At 70.0% G+C, this 16,963-nt stretch carries 20 protein-coding genes; all 20 read right to left on the bottom strand.

Features of this window, described 5'->3' with window-relative positions; translation table 11 throughout:
- A partial coding sequence (locus tag HUW62_RS37020; RefSeq protein ID WP_176437095.1) for a HEAT repeat domain-containing protein occupies window positions 1-1,429 on the bottom strand: 1,429 nt, incomplete at its 3' end.
- Window positions 1,426-1,821, bottom strand: a complete 396-nt coding sequence (locus tag HUW62_RS37015) for a hypothetical protein (protein WP_240357041.1) — start codon at window positions 1,819-1,821, stop codon at window positions 1,426-1,428. The genes HUW62_RS37020 and HUW62_RS37015, both read right to left, overlap by 4 nt.
- Window positions 1,822-1,827: 6 nt before the next feature.
- Window positions 1,828-2,352 (bottom strand): chemotaxis protein CheW, encoded by a 525-nt coding sequence (locus HUW62_RS37010; protein WP_163869694.1) that lies wholly within the window; start codon window positions 2,350-2,352, stop codon window positions 1,828-1,830.
- A complete protein-coding gene (locus tag HUW62_RS37005) occupies window positions 2,349-2,915 on the bottom strand; it encodes a chemotaxis protein CheW (RefSeq protein WP_176437094.1) in 567 nt (188 codons plus the stop codon). Before HUW62_RS37005 ends, HUW62_RS37010 begins: the two co-directional genes overlap by 4 nt.
- A gap of 34 nt (window positions 2,916-2,949) precedes the next feature.
- A complete protein-coding gene (locus tag HUW62_RS37000; RefSeq protein WP_176437093.1) occupies window positions 2,950-5,298 on the bottom strand; it encodes a chemotaxis protein CheA in 2,349 nt (782 codons plus the stop codon).
- Window positions 5,295-5,669: a response regulator gene (locus HUW62_RS36995; RefSeq protein WP_163869691.1), complete on the bottom strand. Its 375-nt coding sequence runs from the start codon at window positions 5,667-5,669 to the stop codon at window positions 5,295-5,297. The genes HUW62_RS37000 and HUW62_RS36995 overlap by 4 nt, the downstream gene beginning before the upstream one ends.
- 59 nt (window positions 5,670-5,728) lie before the next feature.
- Entirely contained in the window at window positions 5,729-6,220 is a 492-nt protein-coding gene (locus HUW62_RS36990) for a M17 family peptidase N-terminal domain-containing protein (protein ID WP_163869690.1), read from the bottom strand.
- A gap of 34 nt (window positions 6,221-6,254) precedes the next feature.
- Window positions 6,255-6,677, bottom strand: a complete 423-nt coding sequence (gene nusB, locus HUW62_RS36985) for a transcription antitermination factor NusB (RefSeq protein ID WP_163869689.1) — start codon at window positions 6,675-6,677, stop codon at window positions 6,255-6,257.
- Between the two features lie 2 nt (window positions 6,678-6,679).
- Window positions 6,680-7,186, bottom strand: coding sequence for a 6,7-dimethyl-8-ribityllumazine synthase (ribH, locus tag HUW62_RS36980; protein ID WP_176437092.1), 507 nt, complete (start codon window positions 7,184-7,186; stop codon window positions 6,680-6,682).
- 39 nt (window positions 7,187-7,225) lie between these two features.
- Window positions 7,226-7,888, bottom strand: coding sequence for a riboflavin synthase (locus tag HUW62_RS36975; protein WP_176437091.1), 663 nt, complete (start codon window positions 7,886-7,888; stop codon window positions 7,226-7,228).
- A 143-nt stretch (window positions 7,889-8,031) separates the two neighbouring features.
- On the bottom strand, window positions 8,032-9,195 hold the full coding sequence (gene ribD, locus HUW62_RS36970) for a bifunctional diaminohydroxyphosphoribosylaminopyrimidine deaminase/5-amino-6-(5-phosphoribosylamino)uracil reductase RibD (RefSeq protein ID WP_176437090.1): 1,164 nt from the start codon (window positions 9,193-9,195) through the stop codon (window positions 8,032-8,034).
- A 10-nt stretch (window positions 9,196-9,205) separates the two neighbouring features.
- Entirely contained in the window at window positions 9,206-9,709 is a 504-nt protein-coding gene (gene nrdR, locus HUW62_RS36965) for a transcriptional regulator NrdR (protein ID WP_163869685.1), read from the bottom strand.
- 31 nt (window positions 9,710-9,740) lie between these two features.
- Entirely contained in the window at window positions 9,741-10,997 is a 1,257-nt protein-coding gene (gene glyA, locus HUW62_RS36960) for a serine hydroxymethyltransferase (RefSeq protein WP_176437089.1), read from the bottom strand.
- 38 nt (window positions 10,998-11,035) lie between these two features.
- Complete coding sequence (gene rpiB / locus HUW62_RS36955) at window positions 11,036-11,479, bottom strand: ribose 5-phosphate isomerase B (protein ID WP_163869683.1); 444 nt, start codon at window positions 11,477-11,479, stop codon at window positions 11,036-11,038.
- Window positions 11,480-11,501: 22 nt separating this feature from the next.
- Entirely contained in the window at window positions 11,502-12,755 is a 1,254-nt protein-coding gene (gene fabF, locus HUW62_RS36950) for a beta-ketoacyl-ACP synthase II (RefSeq protein ID WP_163869682.1), read from the bottom strand.
- A gap of 84 nt (window positions 12,756-12,839) precedes the next feature.
- A complete protein-coding gene (gene acpP / locus HUW62_RS36945) occupies window positions 12,840-13,082 on the bottom strand; it encodes an acyl carrier protein (RefSeq protein WP_163869745.1) in 243 nt (80 codons plus the stop codon).
- A 105-nt stretch (window positions 13,083-13,187) separates the two neighbouring features.
- Window positions 13,188-13,934, bottom strand: coding sequence for a 3-oxoacyl-[acyl-carrier-protein] reductase (gene fabG, locus HUW62_RS36940; protein WP_176437088.1), 747 nt, complete (start codon window positions 13,932-13,934; stop codon window positions 13,188-13,190).
- Between the two features lie 4 nt (window positions 13,935-13,938).
- A complete protein-coding gene (gene fabD, locus HUW62_RS36935; RefSeq protein WP_163869680.1) occupies window positions 13,939-14,871 on the bottom strand; it encodes an ACP S-malonyltransferase in 933 nt (310 codons plus the stop codon).
- Between the two features lie 40 nt (window positions 14,872-14,911).
- Complete coding sequence (locus HUW62_RS36930) at window positions 14,912-15,895, bottom strand: beta-ketoacyl-ACP synthase III (protein ID WP_176437087.1); 984 nt, start codon at window positions 15,893-15,895, stop codon at window positions 14,912-14,914.
- Window positions 15,896-15,949: 54 nt separating this feature from the next.
- The coding region (gene plsX / locus HUW62_RS36925; RefSeq protein WP_176437086.1) for a phosphate acyltransferase PlsX at window positions 15,950-16,963 on the bottom strand (1,014 nt) is incomplete at its 5' end.

The following is a 16,963-nucleotide window of genomic DNA, read 5'->3' as shown; positions in this document are numbered from 1 at the left end:
GTCCCACTCCGCCGTCCACCTCGCCCGCGACCTCCACCGCCGCGGCGCGCCACCGGGGGTCCACGTCCCGCGCCAGCTTGCGCAGCGAGGGCAACGCGGGAGCGCCACCCACCCGGCCCAGCGCCGCCACCGCCACGGGCGTCGCCCTCCGAGCCACCGCCTCCTCCAGCGCCGCGAGCACCGCCCCGCGACAGCTCCCCGCGAGCACGCCCAGCGCCCGCGTCGCCGCGCCCGCCGTCGCCGAGTCCCTCAGCAAATCGACCAGGGGGCTCGCCGCCTCCGGAGAGCGCGTGCGCCCCAGCGCTCGCACCACCACGCCGCGCAAGTCGTCCTCCGCCCACTCCAAGAGCGCGCACAGCGGCGTGACGGACGTCTCATCCACCAGGTCCACCAGGGCCTCGGCCGCCGCCGCCCGCGCGGGCGCTGACAGGTCCGACATCGCCGCGAGCAACGTGCGCCCACCCTCCGCGCCCAGCCGCCCCAGCGTGCTCAGCACGTCCCGAAGCAGGCGGTCCTCGCGAGCGGCCTCGGCCACGGGCACGGCCAGGGAGGCCTCGCCCAGCGCCGCCACCGCCAGCAGCGCGCCCGCGCGCACCGGCACGTCCTCCGACTCCAGCGCCTGGGCCAATCGAGCCACCGCATCCGGCAATCGCCGCAGCGCCGCGTGGATGACCGCCTCCAGCTCACCGCGCCGCGCGGACTCCACCAGCGACACTTGCATGCCGAGCGCCGCGAGGGCCGCCTCGCGCACGGAGCGGGTGGAGGACTCCAGTCCCTGACACAGCAACTCCGTGGCCGCCACCTGGGGAATCAGGCCGAGCGCCCGGAAGGCACTGCGCCTCAGTCGCGTGTCGTCCAACAGCGATACCACCACCGGCAGCGGCGGAGGACGGCGCAGCAGCACCAGGCCCTCCAGCGCGGACAGTCGGAGCAGCGGCTCCGCGTCGTTCAACAGGCGCTCCAGCGCGCGCGCGCCGTGCTCACTGCCCACCCGGCCCAGAGCCTCCGACACCGCCACGCGCACGTTGAGGTCCGGGTCCTCCAGCGCTTGCACCAGCGGGGCTTCCGCCGCATGAAGCCCGAGCTGCCCGAGGATGTCCGCCGCGAACTTGCGCTGGTCCGGGTCAGGATGTCCCAGCAGCTTCACCAGCGGGCCCAGGGCGGCCAGTCCCAGCCCCACCAGCGCCTCCGCCGCCGCGTTGCGAGCCCCCGTCTCACCGCGCTCCCCCAGCACGTCGACGAGCCGGAGCGCCACGTCCGTCGGGGAGGACAGCCGCTGGAGCCCCTCCGCCGCCGCGTGGCGCACCCGCCAGCTCTCGTCATGGAGCCCCGCCACGAGCACGTCCAGGCTGCCCCCGCCACGCGGATCCAACTCCTGGAGCGACCGGTAGCGCTCCTCCTCCGCGGGAAAGACGGGCAGGTGACTCATGACTCGAGGACCTGGGCGGAGCCTTCCTGGGCGTAGAACCAGATGGCGTAGATGCCCAGACAGGTGCCCAGCGGGAAGTTGAACAGCCCAAGGATTCCCACGATGAGGGCCAGCACCCGCGACCACCTGCGACGCTTCAACAGGCCGATGCCGGCGATGACACCTGGAAGGCCGAACGCCAGGACGCACGCACTGAGCCCGCCGCCGATGAGCCAGTAGGCGACCTGGTCCCGGGCACGGGCCTCTTCGCCCACCATCATCAACCCGCCGAACGCGAAGAAGATGCTCAACGCGATGCCCGCCAGCACGGTGAGCGCGTTGATGGCGATGAGCGCGATGCCCAGGATGCGGCGGTGGTTGTCCAAGTCACTGCGCTGCATGTCCATCGTCATCCCTCTTCACTTCGTCGGGCGCACCGCTTCGTGCTCCAGCTCCGCGCGCAGCAAGGCCTTCAAGTCGAGCAGCAACCGCAGACGGTCCGGAGGGCCACACACGCCCACCACGAAGGGCGAGCGCCCCGACACCCGCAGCGCCGGCGCGGGCTTGATATCGCCCCGCCGCACGCGCAACACCTCCGCCACCCGCTCCACCCGCACCGCCACCCGCCGCGCGCCCAGCCGACACACCAGGAGCCGCGCCTTGCGTGACTCCACCGAGGGTTGGCCCTGGAGCTGGCGGCGCAGGTCCACCACCGGGAGGATGACGCCCCGCAGGTGAAGCACGCCCTCCACGAACGAGGGCGCATGCGGAATGGGCGTCACGCGCTGGAGCGGCAGCACCTCCTCGACGCGCTGGATATCCAGCACGTACTCCTCCTCGCCCACGAAGAAGGCGCAGAGCTGCACGAGGGTGTCCGGCTGCTCACCGGGCGCATCTGGCCCCCCCGAGGGGTGACGCGCCAGCAGGTTGACGGAGTCCTTCATGGCGCCAGCGCCTGTTCAGGGTCCAGCAGGATGTACAGCGAGGGCCCGCGTCGGCCGATGCCCACGACACAGTCCTTGTCTCCCCGTCGCAGACCGGGCGGTGGCGGCTCCAGCATCGAGGGCTTGAGCTTCACCACGCCGGACACGGTGTCCACCCACACTCCCGCGGGCCCCGTCTCCGTGCGCAGCACCAGGATGCGCGCGTCCCGAGGAGGCACGGGCGCGTCCGGCCCGGCGACCAGGGGTGCCTTCTCGGCCAGCCCCAGCCGGACCTTGATGTCGTACGCGGGCAGCAGCTCCCCGCGCAGGTTCATCACCCCGAGCAGGTGGGGCTCGGCCCTCGGAATCTCCGTCAGCGGGGGCACCTTGGAGATTTCGCGCACCGCGCGGATGGGCACCGCATAGGCCTCACCCTCCAGGCGGAAGGACAGGTACTCCTCTGGTACTTCCTCGGGCGCGGCCGAGGCGACACCGTCGCTGCCGGCGGCGAAGTCCTGCAAGCCGCTGACATCCTCGTCCGGACGGAAGAAGAAGTCGTCGAGCAGTTCGGCGAACCGGGACACAGCGCGTGAGGATAGCAGCCGGCCAAGGCGGACGTCAGGCCCGCCTTCGCTCCAGGGCCAGTCCCTCTTCCAGCAGCGCCGCCACGTCCAGCACCAGCACCGGCCGCCGGTTCCCCAGGTCCGTGGCCCCGGAGATGCCCCGGACGGACTGCAACCGGCCGCCCAGGGGCTTGGTGACGATGTCCTGCTGGCCGAACAGCTCGTCCACGGCGATGCCCAGCCGCTCCTGCGCCAGCCCCACCACCACCACGAAGTAGCGGCTCACGGGCCGCTCCGGCAGGCCGAACAGCCGCGACAGCCGCACGAAGGGCAGAGTCTGGCCCCGCACGTCCAGCACCTCGCGGCGCTCCATGGTGCGTATCTCCCGAGGCTGGACGGAGAGGATCTCCAACACGCTGTTGAGCGGCACCGCGTACGTGCGAGCGCTCACCCCCACCACCAGCGCGCGGATGATGGCGAGCGTGACGGGCAACGTCAGGTGGAAGGCCGTGCCCTTCCCGCGCTCGCTCCACACGTCGATGATGCCGGAGAGGTTGCCCAGGTTGTTCTTCACCACGTCCAGGCCCACGCCTCGGCCGGAGAGTTCGGACACGCTGCGCGCGGTGGAGAAGCCCGGCAGGAAGATGAGGTTGAGCAGCTCCCGGCGCCCCATCTCCTCCGCCTGCGCGCGGGTGATGAGGCCGCGCGTCAACGCCACCTCGCGCACGCGCAGCTCGTCGATGCCCGCCCCATCGTCACTCACCTGGATGACGACGTGATTGCCCTTCTGCTCGGCCCGCAGCGACACCACCGCGCGCCGGGGCTTGCCCGCCGCCAGCCGCGTGTCCGGTGACTCGACACCGTGGTCGATGGCGTTGCGGATGAGGTGCATCAGCGGATCGCTCAGCTCCTCGACGATGAGCTTGTCCAGCTCCACCTCGCCGCCGCCGATGACGAAGTCGATCTCCTTGCCCGCTTCGCGAGTGATTCGGCGCACCAGCCGGGCCAGTTTGTCGAACACCTGGCCCACCGGCACCATCCGCGCTTCCAGCAGGCCCTCCTGCAGCGCCTCCAGCTTGCGCTCCAGGCCCCGCGTCTCGCGCGCCAGCTCCTGGCCGAACAGCTTCGACAAAGGCACCACGCCTTCCTGCCGCGCCGACTCCGCGAGCCGCTGGAGGCTGGCCTTGATGAGCAAGAGCTCGCCCACCATGTTGATGAGGCCATCCAGCTTGCCGATGTCCACGCGCACCGTCTGCGTGAGGGAGCGCAGCGACGGCTCGGCCAAGGCCGATGCGGCCCCGGCTCCCGCCTGAGACGCGCCCGAGGGCGTTGCCGCGAGCGCGGGCGCACGGCCTCCGGGCCCCTGGAGATACGTCACCAGCGAGGGGCCCTTCGTCGAGGGGGCGGGTTCTCCGTCGGGCTCGGAGTCCTGCCCGGACGCGCCCGTCTCACCCTGCTCCGTGTCGGAGGGGTCCGACGCCAGCGGGAACAAGGGTTGATGAGTCCCCCCATCCGTCGCGGCGCGCACCCCGCGACTGGCGGGAGGCGAAGTCCCGGTGGAGGCCTCGGGCGCCGAGCCGACGCCCAGGGTCCCCAGGACGATGGCGGGCGATTCGGTGGCGCGGACCAGGGCCTCGGCGCTTCGGGTCGTCGCGGGCCTCACCGCGAGCCGCGCCAGCTCCGCCGGAGTGCCCTTCAGCCCCGACTCCAGCTCCGGCACGGAGACCTGGGTGCCGAAGATGAGGTCGAAGGCGATGCCATGCGCGCCACCGGGCTGGGCCGACGGCAGCGTGCTGATGACCTCGCCCAGGGGCTTGAGGCGCGTGTTCAGGTCCGCCAGGCCCTTGTCGAAGTCGGACAGGTCGAACGCGGCGCGCACGCGCCACATCGACACGCCCTTGCTCACGTTCTCCCGGAGCCGGTGCTCCTCGTACTCGGTGAAGACGGAGCGCACCTGCGCTTCCAGCTCCAACCGGTCCAAAGGGTCTTCGTCCCGAGCGACGGGCGCCTCGCCCAGATGCCCCAGCCGCTCCGCCATGCCGTCCGCGCGCCGCGTGAGGCCGTCCGTCTCCGTGCCCCGCGCCGTCTCCGCCAGCAGCGCCTGGAAGGCGTCCAGCGCTTCAATCAGCGTGTCGAGCACCGCGTCGTTCAAGTGCAGCTTGCCCAGCCGCAGCCTGTCGAGCAGGTCCTCCGTCCCGTGCGCCAGCCGGGAGATGCGCTCCTGGCCGAAGAGCCCCGCCAGGCCCTTGAGCGAGTGCGCCGCGCGGAAGATGCCGTTGACCCGGTCGGGGTCCGCCTCCTGGCCGCGCCGCTCGTCCAGCACGAGCAGGTCCTTGCCGAGCGCCTCCAGAATCTCGGTCGCCTCGGCCACGAACTCGGCCAGCGCCTTGCTCGGAGCGCTCACGGCAGCTTCAGGTAGCGGCGCAGGAGCCCTTCCAGGCTGCCCGGCTTGAACGGCTTCACCAGGTACTCCGCCGCGCCCAACGCCAGGCCCCTGTCGCGGTCCTGCTCGCGCCCTTCAGTGGTGATGATGAAGAGCGGGACGTCGCGGTAGTTGGGGTTCTTCTTGACGAAGTTGATGAGCTCCAGCCCGTTGATGTCGGGCATGTTGATGTCGGTGATGATGAGCTCGAAGCGGTGGCGCGGCAGCAGCTTCAAGGCCTCGAAGCCGCTCGAGGTGACGACGGCCTCGATGCCCTCCACGGCCTCCACGGTCGACGCGATGTACTCGCGCGACGCCTTGGAGTCCTCGACAATCAGCACCTTGACACGCATGAGCGCACGCCCCGGACGGTTCCCCCACTCTAACAGAAGGCCTGCCCGGTCGCTGCGCTTCAGCCCTTCCTGCCTGGTAGGAGCCGGACGAGCGCCTTGTCCACCAGGAGGGCCACCCGTCCGCCCTTGAACGCTGGGACGAAGCCCTTCTGGAAGCCCTCTGCCCGCGCCGCGTCATCCAGCGAACCCCCGGCGGGAATCTCCAGCGCCACCGACGCCACCTTGGCCCGGCTCAGCACCTTGCCCGCCCCGGCCAGCGCCTCCTGGAGTCCCTCCGCGTCGAGCTGACGACGGGCCCCCAGGCCGACGACGAAGATGCGCGGCACCTCCAGCTTCCCATCGGAGGGGAGCAGGAGCCAGTCGTCCTTCTCGCCGGAGAAGAAGCCGCCCTTGAGCACGCGCGACAGCACGCCACACAGGCGCCAGTCCACGTAGCCCGCGGTGGCCGGCAGGGGCCGGTCATCCTGCGCCACGAAGAGACACAGGGCGTCCACTCCGGACAGCGAGTCCAGCCCTTCCATCCCGATGTCGTGCGTCGTCGTCTGGCTCACGGCGCGTCCCTTCTTCCGCTCGAAGCTCCGCTGCTCAGGCCTTGTTCAGCGCCACGGCCACCCGGTCCAACAGGCCGTTGACGAAGGCGCTGGACTCCTCCGTCCCGAAGTTCTTCCCCAGCTCCACCGCCTCGTTGATGGTGACCTTGCGAGGGATGTCCGGACGGTACTTCAGCTCGAAGATGCCCACGCGCAGGACGTTGCGGTCGATGCGCGACATGCGGTCCAGCCGCCAGTTGTGGCTGTGCGACTCGATGAGCCGGTCGATTTCCGCGCGGTGGGCCTGCACGCCCTCCACCAGCTCGCGGGCGAACTTCACCGCGTCCGGCTCGCGCTTCTCCTCTTCCGACGCCGTCCAGGCCGACTCCAGGGCGTCATTCACGGACGCGCCCGCCGCCATCTCCAACTGGTAGAGCGCCTGCAACGCCCGCTCACGTCCCGTTCTGCGCGCGCCCATGACTAACCCTTCCTCGTCGCATCGAGCGCGGCCAGCTTGCCGTACAGGTTCACCATCTCGATGCAGGCCAACGTGGCCTCGGAGCCCTTGTTGCCGGCCTTCACGCCGGCCCGGTCGATGGCCTGCTCCACCGTGTCACACGTGAGCACGCCGAACGTGACGGCCGACGGGGGACTCGCCGCCGCGGCGCTGAAGGCCACCGCGCCAATGCCCTTGGCGCACTCGCCCGCGACGTAGTCGAAGTGAGGCGTGCCACCCCGGATGACGGCGCCCAGGACGATGACTCCCGCGTACTGACGCGACTCCGCGACGCGGCGCACCAGCCCGGGCAGCTCATAGGTGCCGGGGCAGCGGTACACGTCCACGTCCGCGTCGGCCACGCCGTGACGCACCAGGGTGTCGACAGCGCCCTTGGCCAGCTCCTCGGTGATGAAGCCGTTGAAGCGGGCGACGCAGATGGCGAAGCGGCCCTTGGGGGGGAGGAAATCACCTTCGATGTAGCGAGGCATGCGGGGCTTCCTACACCACCCAGGCCCCGGCGTCGCCTGCTACGGCGTCCCGAAACCCGCCGCCCGGAGGGCCGCCTCGGACACCCCACCCGAGGCTGGAGCGCCCGCCTGCCCCCGCTGGAGCAGGTACAGGCGCGCCACGTACTTCCCAATCGGGTCCGCCTCCAGGTTGACCCGGGCGCCCACCTTCTTGGCCCGCAGGGTGGTGCGCTCCTGCGTCTCCGGAATCAGCTGGACGCTGAAGCGGTCCACCCCCACGGTGTTGACGGTGAGACTGATGCCGTCGATGGCCACCGAGCCCTTCTCGATGAAGTACGGCGCCAGCGCCTCCGGCAGCCCGAAGACCATCACCCACGAGCCCCCCTCCGGGTAGGTCTCCAGCACCGTGCTGACGCCGTCCACGTGCCCGGAGACCAGGTGCCCGCCCAGCCGGTCCCCCAGCGCCAGGGCCCGCTCCAGGTTGACGCGGTCGCCCGGCCGCACGGCGTCCAGCGTGGTGCGCCGCAGCGTCTCCGGCGCGGCCTGCACGCGGAAGCCGTCGCCCGTGCGCTCCACCACCGTGAGGCAGGCGCCATCCACGGCGATGGACTCGCCCAGCGCGAAGGCCTGCGCGCCCAACGACGTGCGAATCCACAAGTCCGTCATCCCGCCGGGAATGACGCGCTCCACTCCGCCGATGTCCTGAATGAGCCCGGTGAACATGACGGGGGCTTATAACGGACCCGCCGTCGTCACGCCCACGGACAACCGGGGCCCCCGGCGTGTCCGCCATTCAACGGCCCCTGGGCTCCTCTCCCCGGACTCATGCATGAGCCGAAGGGAGGCACCGCGAGTCCGGGCAGGACCTACAGCAGCGCCTGGAGCAGGATGTCCTGCCCGTGCTGCTCGAAGGTGAGAGCCTTGACCGAGAGGGCCTGGGTCATCTCCTTCACGCCCAGGTCGCCCGCCCAGGACATGCCCTGGCGGCCCAGCAGCTTGGGGGCGAGGAACAGGGCCAGCTCGTCCGCCAGGTGCTCGCGCAGGAAGGAGCCGTACATCTCCGCCCCGCCCTCCACCAGCACGTGGTTGAGGCCGGACTTGCCCAGCCGGCGCAGCAGGGCCTTCAGGTCCACCCGGTCGCCCTTCGCGCGCAGCTGCCACACCTCCACGCCCTGGGCCAGGAAGCGCTTCGCCTTGCGCCCCTCCGGGTCCTCCAGCGTGGCGATGATGGTGCGCGCGGGGCTCTTCTGGGTGAAGACGGTGTAGCCGGGCGACAGGCGCAGGTGGCTGTCCACCACGACGCGCAGCGGGTCCTTGCCCTTTCCTCCGGGCAGCCGCGTGGTGAGCTTGGGGTCGTCGTGGCGCACGGTGTTCGCGCCCACGAGGATGACGTCCACGGAGTCGCGCAGCCGGTGCACCCACTCGCGCGCCTTCTCGCCCGTCACCCAGCGCGAGTCCCCCGTGGCCGTGGCCAGCTTGCCGTCCAGCGTCGCCGCGGCCTTCAGCGTCACCCAGGGGATGCCCGTGCGGATGGACTTGAAGAAGGGACGGTTGAGCTTGTCGGCCTCCTCCTGAAGCACGCCGGTGACGACCTTCACCCCGGCGCGGCGCATCCGGGCCACGCCCTTGCCGCTCACCTTCGGATTCGGGTCCGAGGAGCCGGTGAAGACGCGCCGCACGCCCGCTTCGATGATGGCCAGGCTGCACGGCGGCGTGCGGCCGTAGTGGTCGCACGGCTCCAGCGTGGAGTAGAGGTCCGCGCCCCTCGCGCGGGAGCCGGCGGCCTCCAGCGCGACGACTTCGGCGTGCGCGGTGCCGGCCTTCTTGTGATAGCCGCGGGCGATGATGCGGCCGCCCTTCACCAGGACGGCGCCCACCACGGGGTTGGGGCTGGTGCGGCCCAGGCCCTTGGCGGCTTCCTCCAGGGCGATGCGCATGAAGAACTCGGCCACGGCGCGGTCGAAGTCCGCCGCCCGTTTCGCCCGGGGCGCCCTGGTGGCTTCCAACCTGGCCCGCGTGAGCAGCCGCATGCGTATCCCCTCAGCTTCCCCGGCCCGGTGCGAGGGGCGGCTTCGCCTTGCGCTCGCGCTCCTGGTCCTCGAGCAAATCCTTCAGCTCGTGCATGAACTCGGAGATGTCCCGGAAGCTCCGGTACACGGACGCGAAGCGCACGTAGGCCACCTCGTCCAGCTCCTGGAGCCGGCGCATGACCTCCTCGCCGATGACGGACGAGTTGATCTCCTTCTCGCCCATGCCCTGCAGCAGCCGTTCGATGGCCACCACCGTCTCCTCGAGCTGATCCGCGGACACCGGCCGCTTCTCACACGCCTTCTTCAGCCCGCTGACAATCTTGTCCCGGTCGAACGCCTCGCGCCGGCCGTCCTTCTTCACGATGAGCGGGTAGAGCTCCTCCACCCGCTCGTACGTGGTGAAGCGGCGCTTGCAGGCCAGACACTCGCGGCGCCGTCGGATGACGGAGCCCTCATGTGACTCGCGAGAGTCGATGACCTTGTTTTCGGCATCCTGGCAGAACGGGCAGCGCATGGAGACGGAGCAGAGCTCCTGGTCCCTTCGATTACTTGAGGCGCGAGGCGTACAGGGGGAAGCCCTGGGAGAGTTCCTTCACCTCGCCGCGGATGCGAGCGAGCGCCGCGTCGTCCTGCGCCGCGTCCAGCGCCGCGCCGATGAGCCTGCCCACCACCGCCATCTGGGCCTCGCGCATGCCGCGCGTGGTGATGGCCGGCGTGCCCACCCGGACGCCCGACGTCACCATCGGCTTCTCCGGGTCGAACGGAATCATGTTCTTGTTCACGGTGATGCCCGCCTTGCCGAGCACCTCTTCGGCCACCTTGCCCGTGAGCTTCTTGGGCCGCAGGTCCACCAGCATCAGGTGGTTGTCCGTGCCTCCCGACGTCAGCCGCAGCCCCGCCGACTTCAGCGCCTCCGCCAGCGCCTGCGCGTTGGAGACAATCTGGCGCTGGTACGTCTTGTACTCGGGCGTCAGCGCCTCGCGGAAGGCCACCGCCTTGCCGGCGATGACGTGCATCAGCGGGCCGCCCTGGATGCCGGGGAAGATCTGGCTGTTGATGCTCTTGGCGTAGGGCTCGCGGCCCATGACCAGTCCCCCGCGAGGACCGCGCAGCGTCTTGTGCGTGGTGCTGGTGACGATGTCCGCGAAGGGCACCGGCGAGGGGTGCACGCCCGCGGCCACCAGGCCCGCGATGTGCGCCATGTCCACCATCATCGCCGCGCCGACCCCGTCGGCCACTTCGCGGAACTTCGCGAAGTCCAGCGTGCGCGGGTAGGCGCTGGCGCCCACGACGATGACCTTGGGCTTGTGCTCACGCGCCAGGGACTGCACCTGCGCGAAGTCGATGGTCTCCGTCTCGCGCGTCAGGCCGTAGTGGACGACCTTGTAGAGCTTGCCGGAGAAGTTGAACGTGGCGCCGTGGGTGAGGTGGCCGCCGGAGTTCAGGTCCAGGGACAGCATCGTGTCGCCCGGCTTCATCAGCGCCATGTACGCGCCCATGTTCGCCTGGCTGCCGGAGTGCGCCTGCACGTTGACGAAGTCCGCGCCGAACAACTGCCTGGCGCGGTCGATGGCGAGGTTCTCCACCACGTCCACGACTTCGCAGCCGCCGTAGTAGCGCTTGCCGGGGTAGCCCTCCGCGTACTTGTTGGTGAGCACGGAGCCCACCGCCTCCATGACTGCGGGGCTGACGAAGTTCTCCGAGGCGATCAGCTCCAGGCCATCTTCCTGGCGCTGCGTCTCCTCGCGGACCGTCCGGGCAATCTCGGGGTCCACGTCGGCCAGCGTGCGGGTGTTCTCCATGGCGGCTTTCCTCTCGACAACGGGTACCGCGACGGCCACTAGCCCTGGGACTCGGCCTCGCGAATCATCTGCACGCGCCGCTCATGGCGACCGCCCTCGAACGCGGTGCCGAGGAACGCCTCCAGGATGGCCCGGCCCACGCCGGAGCCCACCACGCGCTGGCCCAGGCACAGCACGTTGGCGTCATTGTGGGCTCGCGCCATGCGCGCTTCGAATTCCGTGGTGCACAGGGCCGCTCGGATGCCCCGGTGCTTGTTGGCGACGATGCTCATGCCAATGCCGGTGCCACACACCAGCACGCCCAGGGTGGCCTCACCGGACGTCACCGCCTTGGACACCCGGGCCGCGAAGTCCGGGTAGTCCACCGAGTCCCGCGCGAACGGGCCCACATCCTCGTGGGCCACCCCGCGCTCCTTGAGCGCCGCCACCAACTCCTGGCGGAGCTCCAGGCCCGCGTGGTCCGAAGCAAGAATGACTTTCACGCGGGCCCTCCTCTCCTGCCGACTAGAAGCGCTTGAACAGCAGCACCGCGTTGGTGCCACCGAATCCAAACGAATTGCTCATCACCGCGTCCACCTTGGCCTCGCGGGCCACGTTGGGCACGTAGTCCAGATCACACTCCGGATCCGGGCTCGTCTGGTTGATGGTGGGCGGCAGGATGTTGCGAGACAGCGCCAGCGCGCTCACCACGCCCTCGTAGCCGCCCGCCGCGCCGAGCATGTGGCCCGTCATGGACTTGGTCGACGACACCGCCACCTTGCGGGCGTGGTCGCCGAACACGGCCTTGATGGCCTTCGTCTCGTTCGCGTCGTTGAAGGGAGTGGAGGTGCCGTGGGCGTTGATGTAGCCCACATCCTCCGGGTTCATCCCCGCCGACTTGAGCGCCAGCCGCATGCAGCGCGCCGCGCCCTCGCCTTCCGGCGCCGGCTGCGTCACGTGGTACGCATCCGAGTTGGCGCCGTAGCCCACCAGCTCCGCGAGAATCTTGGCGCCGCGCTTCTTCGCGGCCTCCATCTCCTCGAGGATGAGCATGCCCGCGCCCTCGCCCATGACGAAGCCGTCACGGTCCTTGTCGAACGGGCGGCTGGCCGCTGCCGGGTCATCATTGCGCGTGGACAGCGCCTTCATCACCGAGAAGCCACCCAGCCCCAACGGGGTGATGGCCGCCTCGGCGCCGCCGGCGATGGCCGCGTCCGTCTCGCCCAGCTTGATGGACTTCCAGGCCTCGCCAATGGCGTGGGCGCTGGTGGCGCAAGCGGACACAGGCGCCCAGTTGGGCCCCTTGCAGTTGTAGCGCATGGAGATGAGGCCAGGCGCCATGTTGACGATCATCTGGATGATGAAGAAGGGCGACAACCGGTCGAACCCCTTCTCCAGGCCCTTGCGGTGCTGCTCCTCCAAGGAGGAGATGCCGCCAATGCCCGAGCCCACGATGACGCCCACCCGCTCCGGCGTGTAGCCGTGCGGCACGTCCGGGCCCACCGGCAGCCCAGACTCCTCCACCGCCATCGCCGCCGCGGCCATGGCGTACTGCGCGTAGAGGTCCATGCGGCGCACTTCACGCCTGTCGATGAACTTCTCCGGCTCGAAGTCCTTCACCTCGCCGGCGATTCGCGTGTCTATCTTCTTGGGGTCGAAGCGAGAGACGAGGGAAATGCCTGAAGTGCCGGCAAGCAACGCCTGCCAGTTCTTCTCGGTTCCTGTACCCAGTGCCGAGATGAGCCCGGTACCGGTGATGACGACTCGACGGTGTGACACGGTCCTCTCCGGTGGCGCCTGGGACGCCGGGGACGCCGCGCTGGACGCGGCATCTCCCCGCCCCCCGGCACGCCGTGGTGCTGCCTACTTCTTGTGGGTGGTGATGTAGTTGATGGCGTCGCCGACGGTCTTGATGTTCTCGGCCTCCTCGTCGGGGATCTCGACCTCGAACTCCTCTTCCATCGCCATCACGAGCTCCACGATGTCGAGGCTGTCGGCGCCAAGGTCCTCGATGAAGGAAGACTCGGGCTTGATCTCATCCTCTCCCACACCGAGCTGATCAGCGATGATGCCCTTGACCTTGGTCTCAATTACGGACGTCGACATAAGTGATGAACCCTCCAGGAACCAGATGTAGGCCCGGAAGGCTTCCCGAGCCCTGTCGAAAGCCGGCGCGGTATATCCCACGCCCGCCGCCAATCCAACCTTGGGTTACATGTACATGCCGCCGTTGACCTTCAGGACCTCGCCGGTGATGTAGGTCGAAGCGTCACCTGAGAGGAAGACAACGGCCTGGGCGACCTCTTCCGGAGTGCCCAGTCTGCCCAGCGGAATGCCGCCAATCATCTTCTGGCGCAGGTCGTCATTCAGGTGGGCCGTCATGTCCGTGGAGATGAAACCCGGGGAGACGGCGTTGACGCGGATGCCACGGCTGGAAAGCTCCTTGGCCACCGTCTTCGTCAAGCCGATGAGCCCCGCCTTGGCCGCCGAGTAGGCCGACTGGCCGGGGTTTCCCATATCCCCCACGACGGAGGTGACGTTCACGATGGCGCCGCCCCGCTGCTTCATCATCGGCCTGCAGGCCGCGCGGATGAGGGCGAAAGGGCCCCGCAGGTTGGTGTCGAGCTGTTTGTCCCAGTCCTCGTCCTTCACCCGCATGACCAGGCCATCCACCGCTGTGCCCGCGTTGTTGACGAGCACGTCCAGCCGGCCGTGCGCCTTGACGATGCCCTCCACGGCGCTCGTACAGGCGTCGGTGTCCGCCACGTCGAAGCGGAGGGCCTCCGCCTTCGCGCCCTCGGCGGTGAGCAGGCCCACCGTCTCCTGGGCCGCCGCCTCGTTGCCCGCATAGCTGATGATGACCGTGGTGGCGCCCGCCTTCGCGAAGGCCACCGCGCACGCACGGCCGATGCCGCGCGAGCCACCCGTCACCAGCACCACCTTGTCCTTGAAGCTCATGCGCTCACCCCAGCGCCGCGAGGACCTTCTCCAGGCTCGCGGCGTCCTCGACGTTGAAGAGTTCGATGTCCTTGGTGATGCGCTTGATGAGGCCGCACAGCACCTTGCCCGGGCCCAGCTCCACCACGCGCGTGACGCCCTCGGCCTTCAGCGCCTCCACGCACTCAATCCACCGCACCGGCGCGCTCACCTGCTCCAGCAGCAGCGGGACAATGCGCGCGACGTCCGAGTTGGGCCTGGCCTCCACGTTCGTCACCACCGGCACCGACGGCGCCACCAGCTTCACGCCGCCCAGCACCGCCGCCAGCTTCGGCTTCACCGGCTCCATCAGCGCGCAGTGGAAGGGCGCGGACACCGGCAACGGCATCACCCGCTTGGCCCCGGCCTCCTTGCACTTCACGCCCGCGCGCTCCACCGCCGCCGCGTCGCCGGCAATCACCGTCTGCTCAGGCGAGTTGTAGTTGGCCGGAGACACCACCTGGCCCTCGGCCGCGGCCTCACACGCCTCCTTCACCTTCGCCGGCTCCAGGCCGAGAATCGCGGCCATGGCGCCCACGCCCGCGGGCACCGCCTCCTGCATGAAGCCGCCGCGCGCCCGCACCGACCTCGCCGCGTCGCCCAGCGACATGGCGCCCGCGGCCACCAGCGCGGAGTACTCACCCAGCGAGTGGCCCGCGACGAATGACGCCGCCGGGCCCCGCTTCGAGAACACGGCGTGCGCCGCCACCGACACCGTGAGGATGGCCGGCTGCGTGTTGGCCGTGAGCTTCAGCGCATCTTCTGGCCCCTCGAAGCAGAGCTTGGAGAGGCTGTCGGCGAGCGCGTCGTCCGCGGCCTCGAAGACGGCGCGGGCCTCGGGGAACTTCTCGAAGAGGTCCTTGCCCATCCCCACGGCCTGACTGCCCTGCCCGGGAAACACGAATGCGACCTTCGCCATGTGCGGTCTCTGCCTCCTGAAACGTCCAGTCCGTGCCCGACTACCAGCGCACCACCGCGCTGCCCCACGTCATGCCCGCGCCAATCGCCATCATCGCGATGACGTCTCCGGGCCGGAGCCTTCCGGCGCGGTGGGCCTCGTCCAGCGTCATGGGCAGGGACGCGGACGACGTGTTGCCGTACTTGTGCAGGTTCAGCCAGCACTTGTCGCGGGGAATCTCCAGCCGCTCCAGCGCGGCGTCCAGGATGCGGACATTGGCCTGATGGGCAATCACGTGATCCACGCCCCGCGCCGTCAACCCGTGAGAGGCGAGCGCACCCCGCGTGGAATCCACGAGCGCGCGCACCGCGAAGCGGAACACCTCGCGCCCCTTCATCTTCAATTTGTGGAGGTGCGCCCGGATGCCCTCCTCCGTCATCGGCGTGCGCGAGCCACCGCCCGGAATGGTGAGCACGTCCGCGAGCGTCCCGTCCGTGAACAGGTGGGTGGAGAGGATGCCCCGCCCCTCCGCCTCCGAGGGCGCCAACACCATGGCCCCAGCCCCGTCCCCGAAGAGCACGCAGGTGTCGCGGTCCGTCCAGTCCACCACCCGCGTGAGCAGCTCCGCGCCCACCACCAGCGCCCGCTTCACCTGCCCGGAGCGCAGGAATTGATCCGCGATGCTCATCGCGTACAGCGAGCCCGCGCACGCGGCCGCCACGTCGAAGGCGAAGGCCCGGCGCGCGCCCAGCTTCGCCTGCACGAAGGCCGCGCACGAGGGCATGGGCATGTCCGCGGTGATGGTCCCCACCACGATGAGGTCCAGCTCTTCCGGCGCCACGCCCGCCATCTGCAGGGCCTTCAGCGAGGCGGCGACGGCCAGGTCGCTGGTGGCCTCGTCGTCCGCGGCGCGCCGCCGCGCGTGGATGCCCGTGCGCTCACGAATCCAGGCATCGGACGTGTCCACGCACGCCTCCAGCTCCTGGTTGGTGATGACCCGGGAGGGAGCGTAGGAGCCGGTGCCGATGATCTGCGTGCATGCCACGAGGGTTCTCCGCGAAAAGGAGCTTCATCGAACCCAACGCCCAGGCGCCGGTCTCTAATCGGAAACGGCTTCCTCTGTCCCTCTTTTTCCCCTCGGGTGGGTAGGGAGCCAGGCGGCGGCCCTGGCGATGCATTGCGTCAGTTCCTCCTGGAGTCCGCCCTGCGCGGTGGCCAGCGCGGCGCCCAGCGCGTTGTAGATGGCGCGAGGAGAGGAGCGCCCGTGGGCCACGATTCCCACGCCGCGCAGGCCCAGCAGTGGAGCGCCTCCGTACTCGGCGTAGTCCACCATCTTCCGCAGCCCCTTCAGCGCCGGCTGGAGCAGGAGCGCGCCCAGCTTCTCCGACAGGCCGCCCCGCTTCTCGATGGCCTGGCGCAGCATGCCGATGACGCCCATGCCCACGCCCTCGGATGTCTTGAGGACGACATTCCCGGTGAAGCCATCCGTCACCACCACCTGCACGTCACCCGAGAAGAGGTCCTTGCCCTCCACGTAGCCGACGAAGTCCAGGTCCGACTGGCGCAGCAAGTCGCTCGCCTCGCGAGTCAGGAGCGTCCCCTTGGAGGCCTCCTCACCGTTGGACAGCACGGCGACGCGGGGACGGGCCACGCCCAGCAGCAGTCGGACATAGGCCTCGCCCAGCACGGCGAACTGCGCCAGGTGCGACGGGCGGCAGTCCACGTTGGCGCCCGCGTCCAGCAGCAGGCAGCGCCCGCCGCCCTTGAGCGCGGGGAAGAGCGCGGCGATGGCGGGACGCTCCACGCCCGGCAGCCGGCCCAGCGTCATCAACCCGCCGGCCATGACCGCGCCCGAGTTGCCCGCGGACACCAGCGCGTCCCCGTGCCCGTCCTTCACCAGGTCGAAGCCCACGCGCAGCGACGAGTCCCGCTTGCGGCGGAAGGCGGTGGCGGCGTGGTCATCCATCTCCACCACTTCGGATGCGTGGTGCACGCGGAGGTTGGGCGGAGGCAGCCCGCGCCCCAACAGGGGCGTCACCCGGGCCGTGTCCCCCACGAGGACCACCTGGTGCTCGGGGTGGGCCTTGGCGAAGAGCACCCCGCCCTCCACCGG

Origin of the sequence: Myxococcus sp. AM011 (genome assembly GCF_013372595.1) — a bacterium.
In the GTDB taxonomy this organism is placed as follows: Bacteria; Myxococcota; Myxococcia; order Myxococcales; family Myxococcaceae; genus Myxococcus; species Myxococcus eversor.
This window is presented reverse-complemented; position numbering and strand designations above follow the sequence as displayed.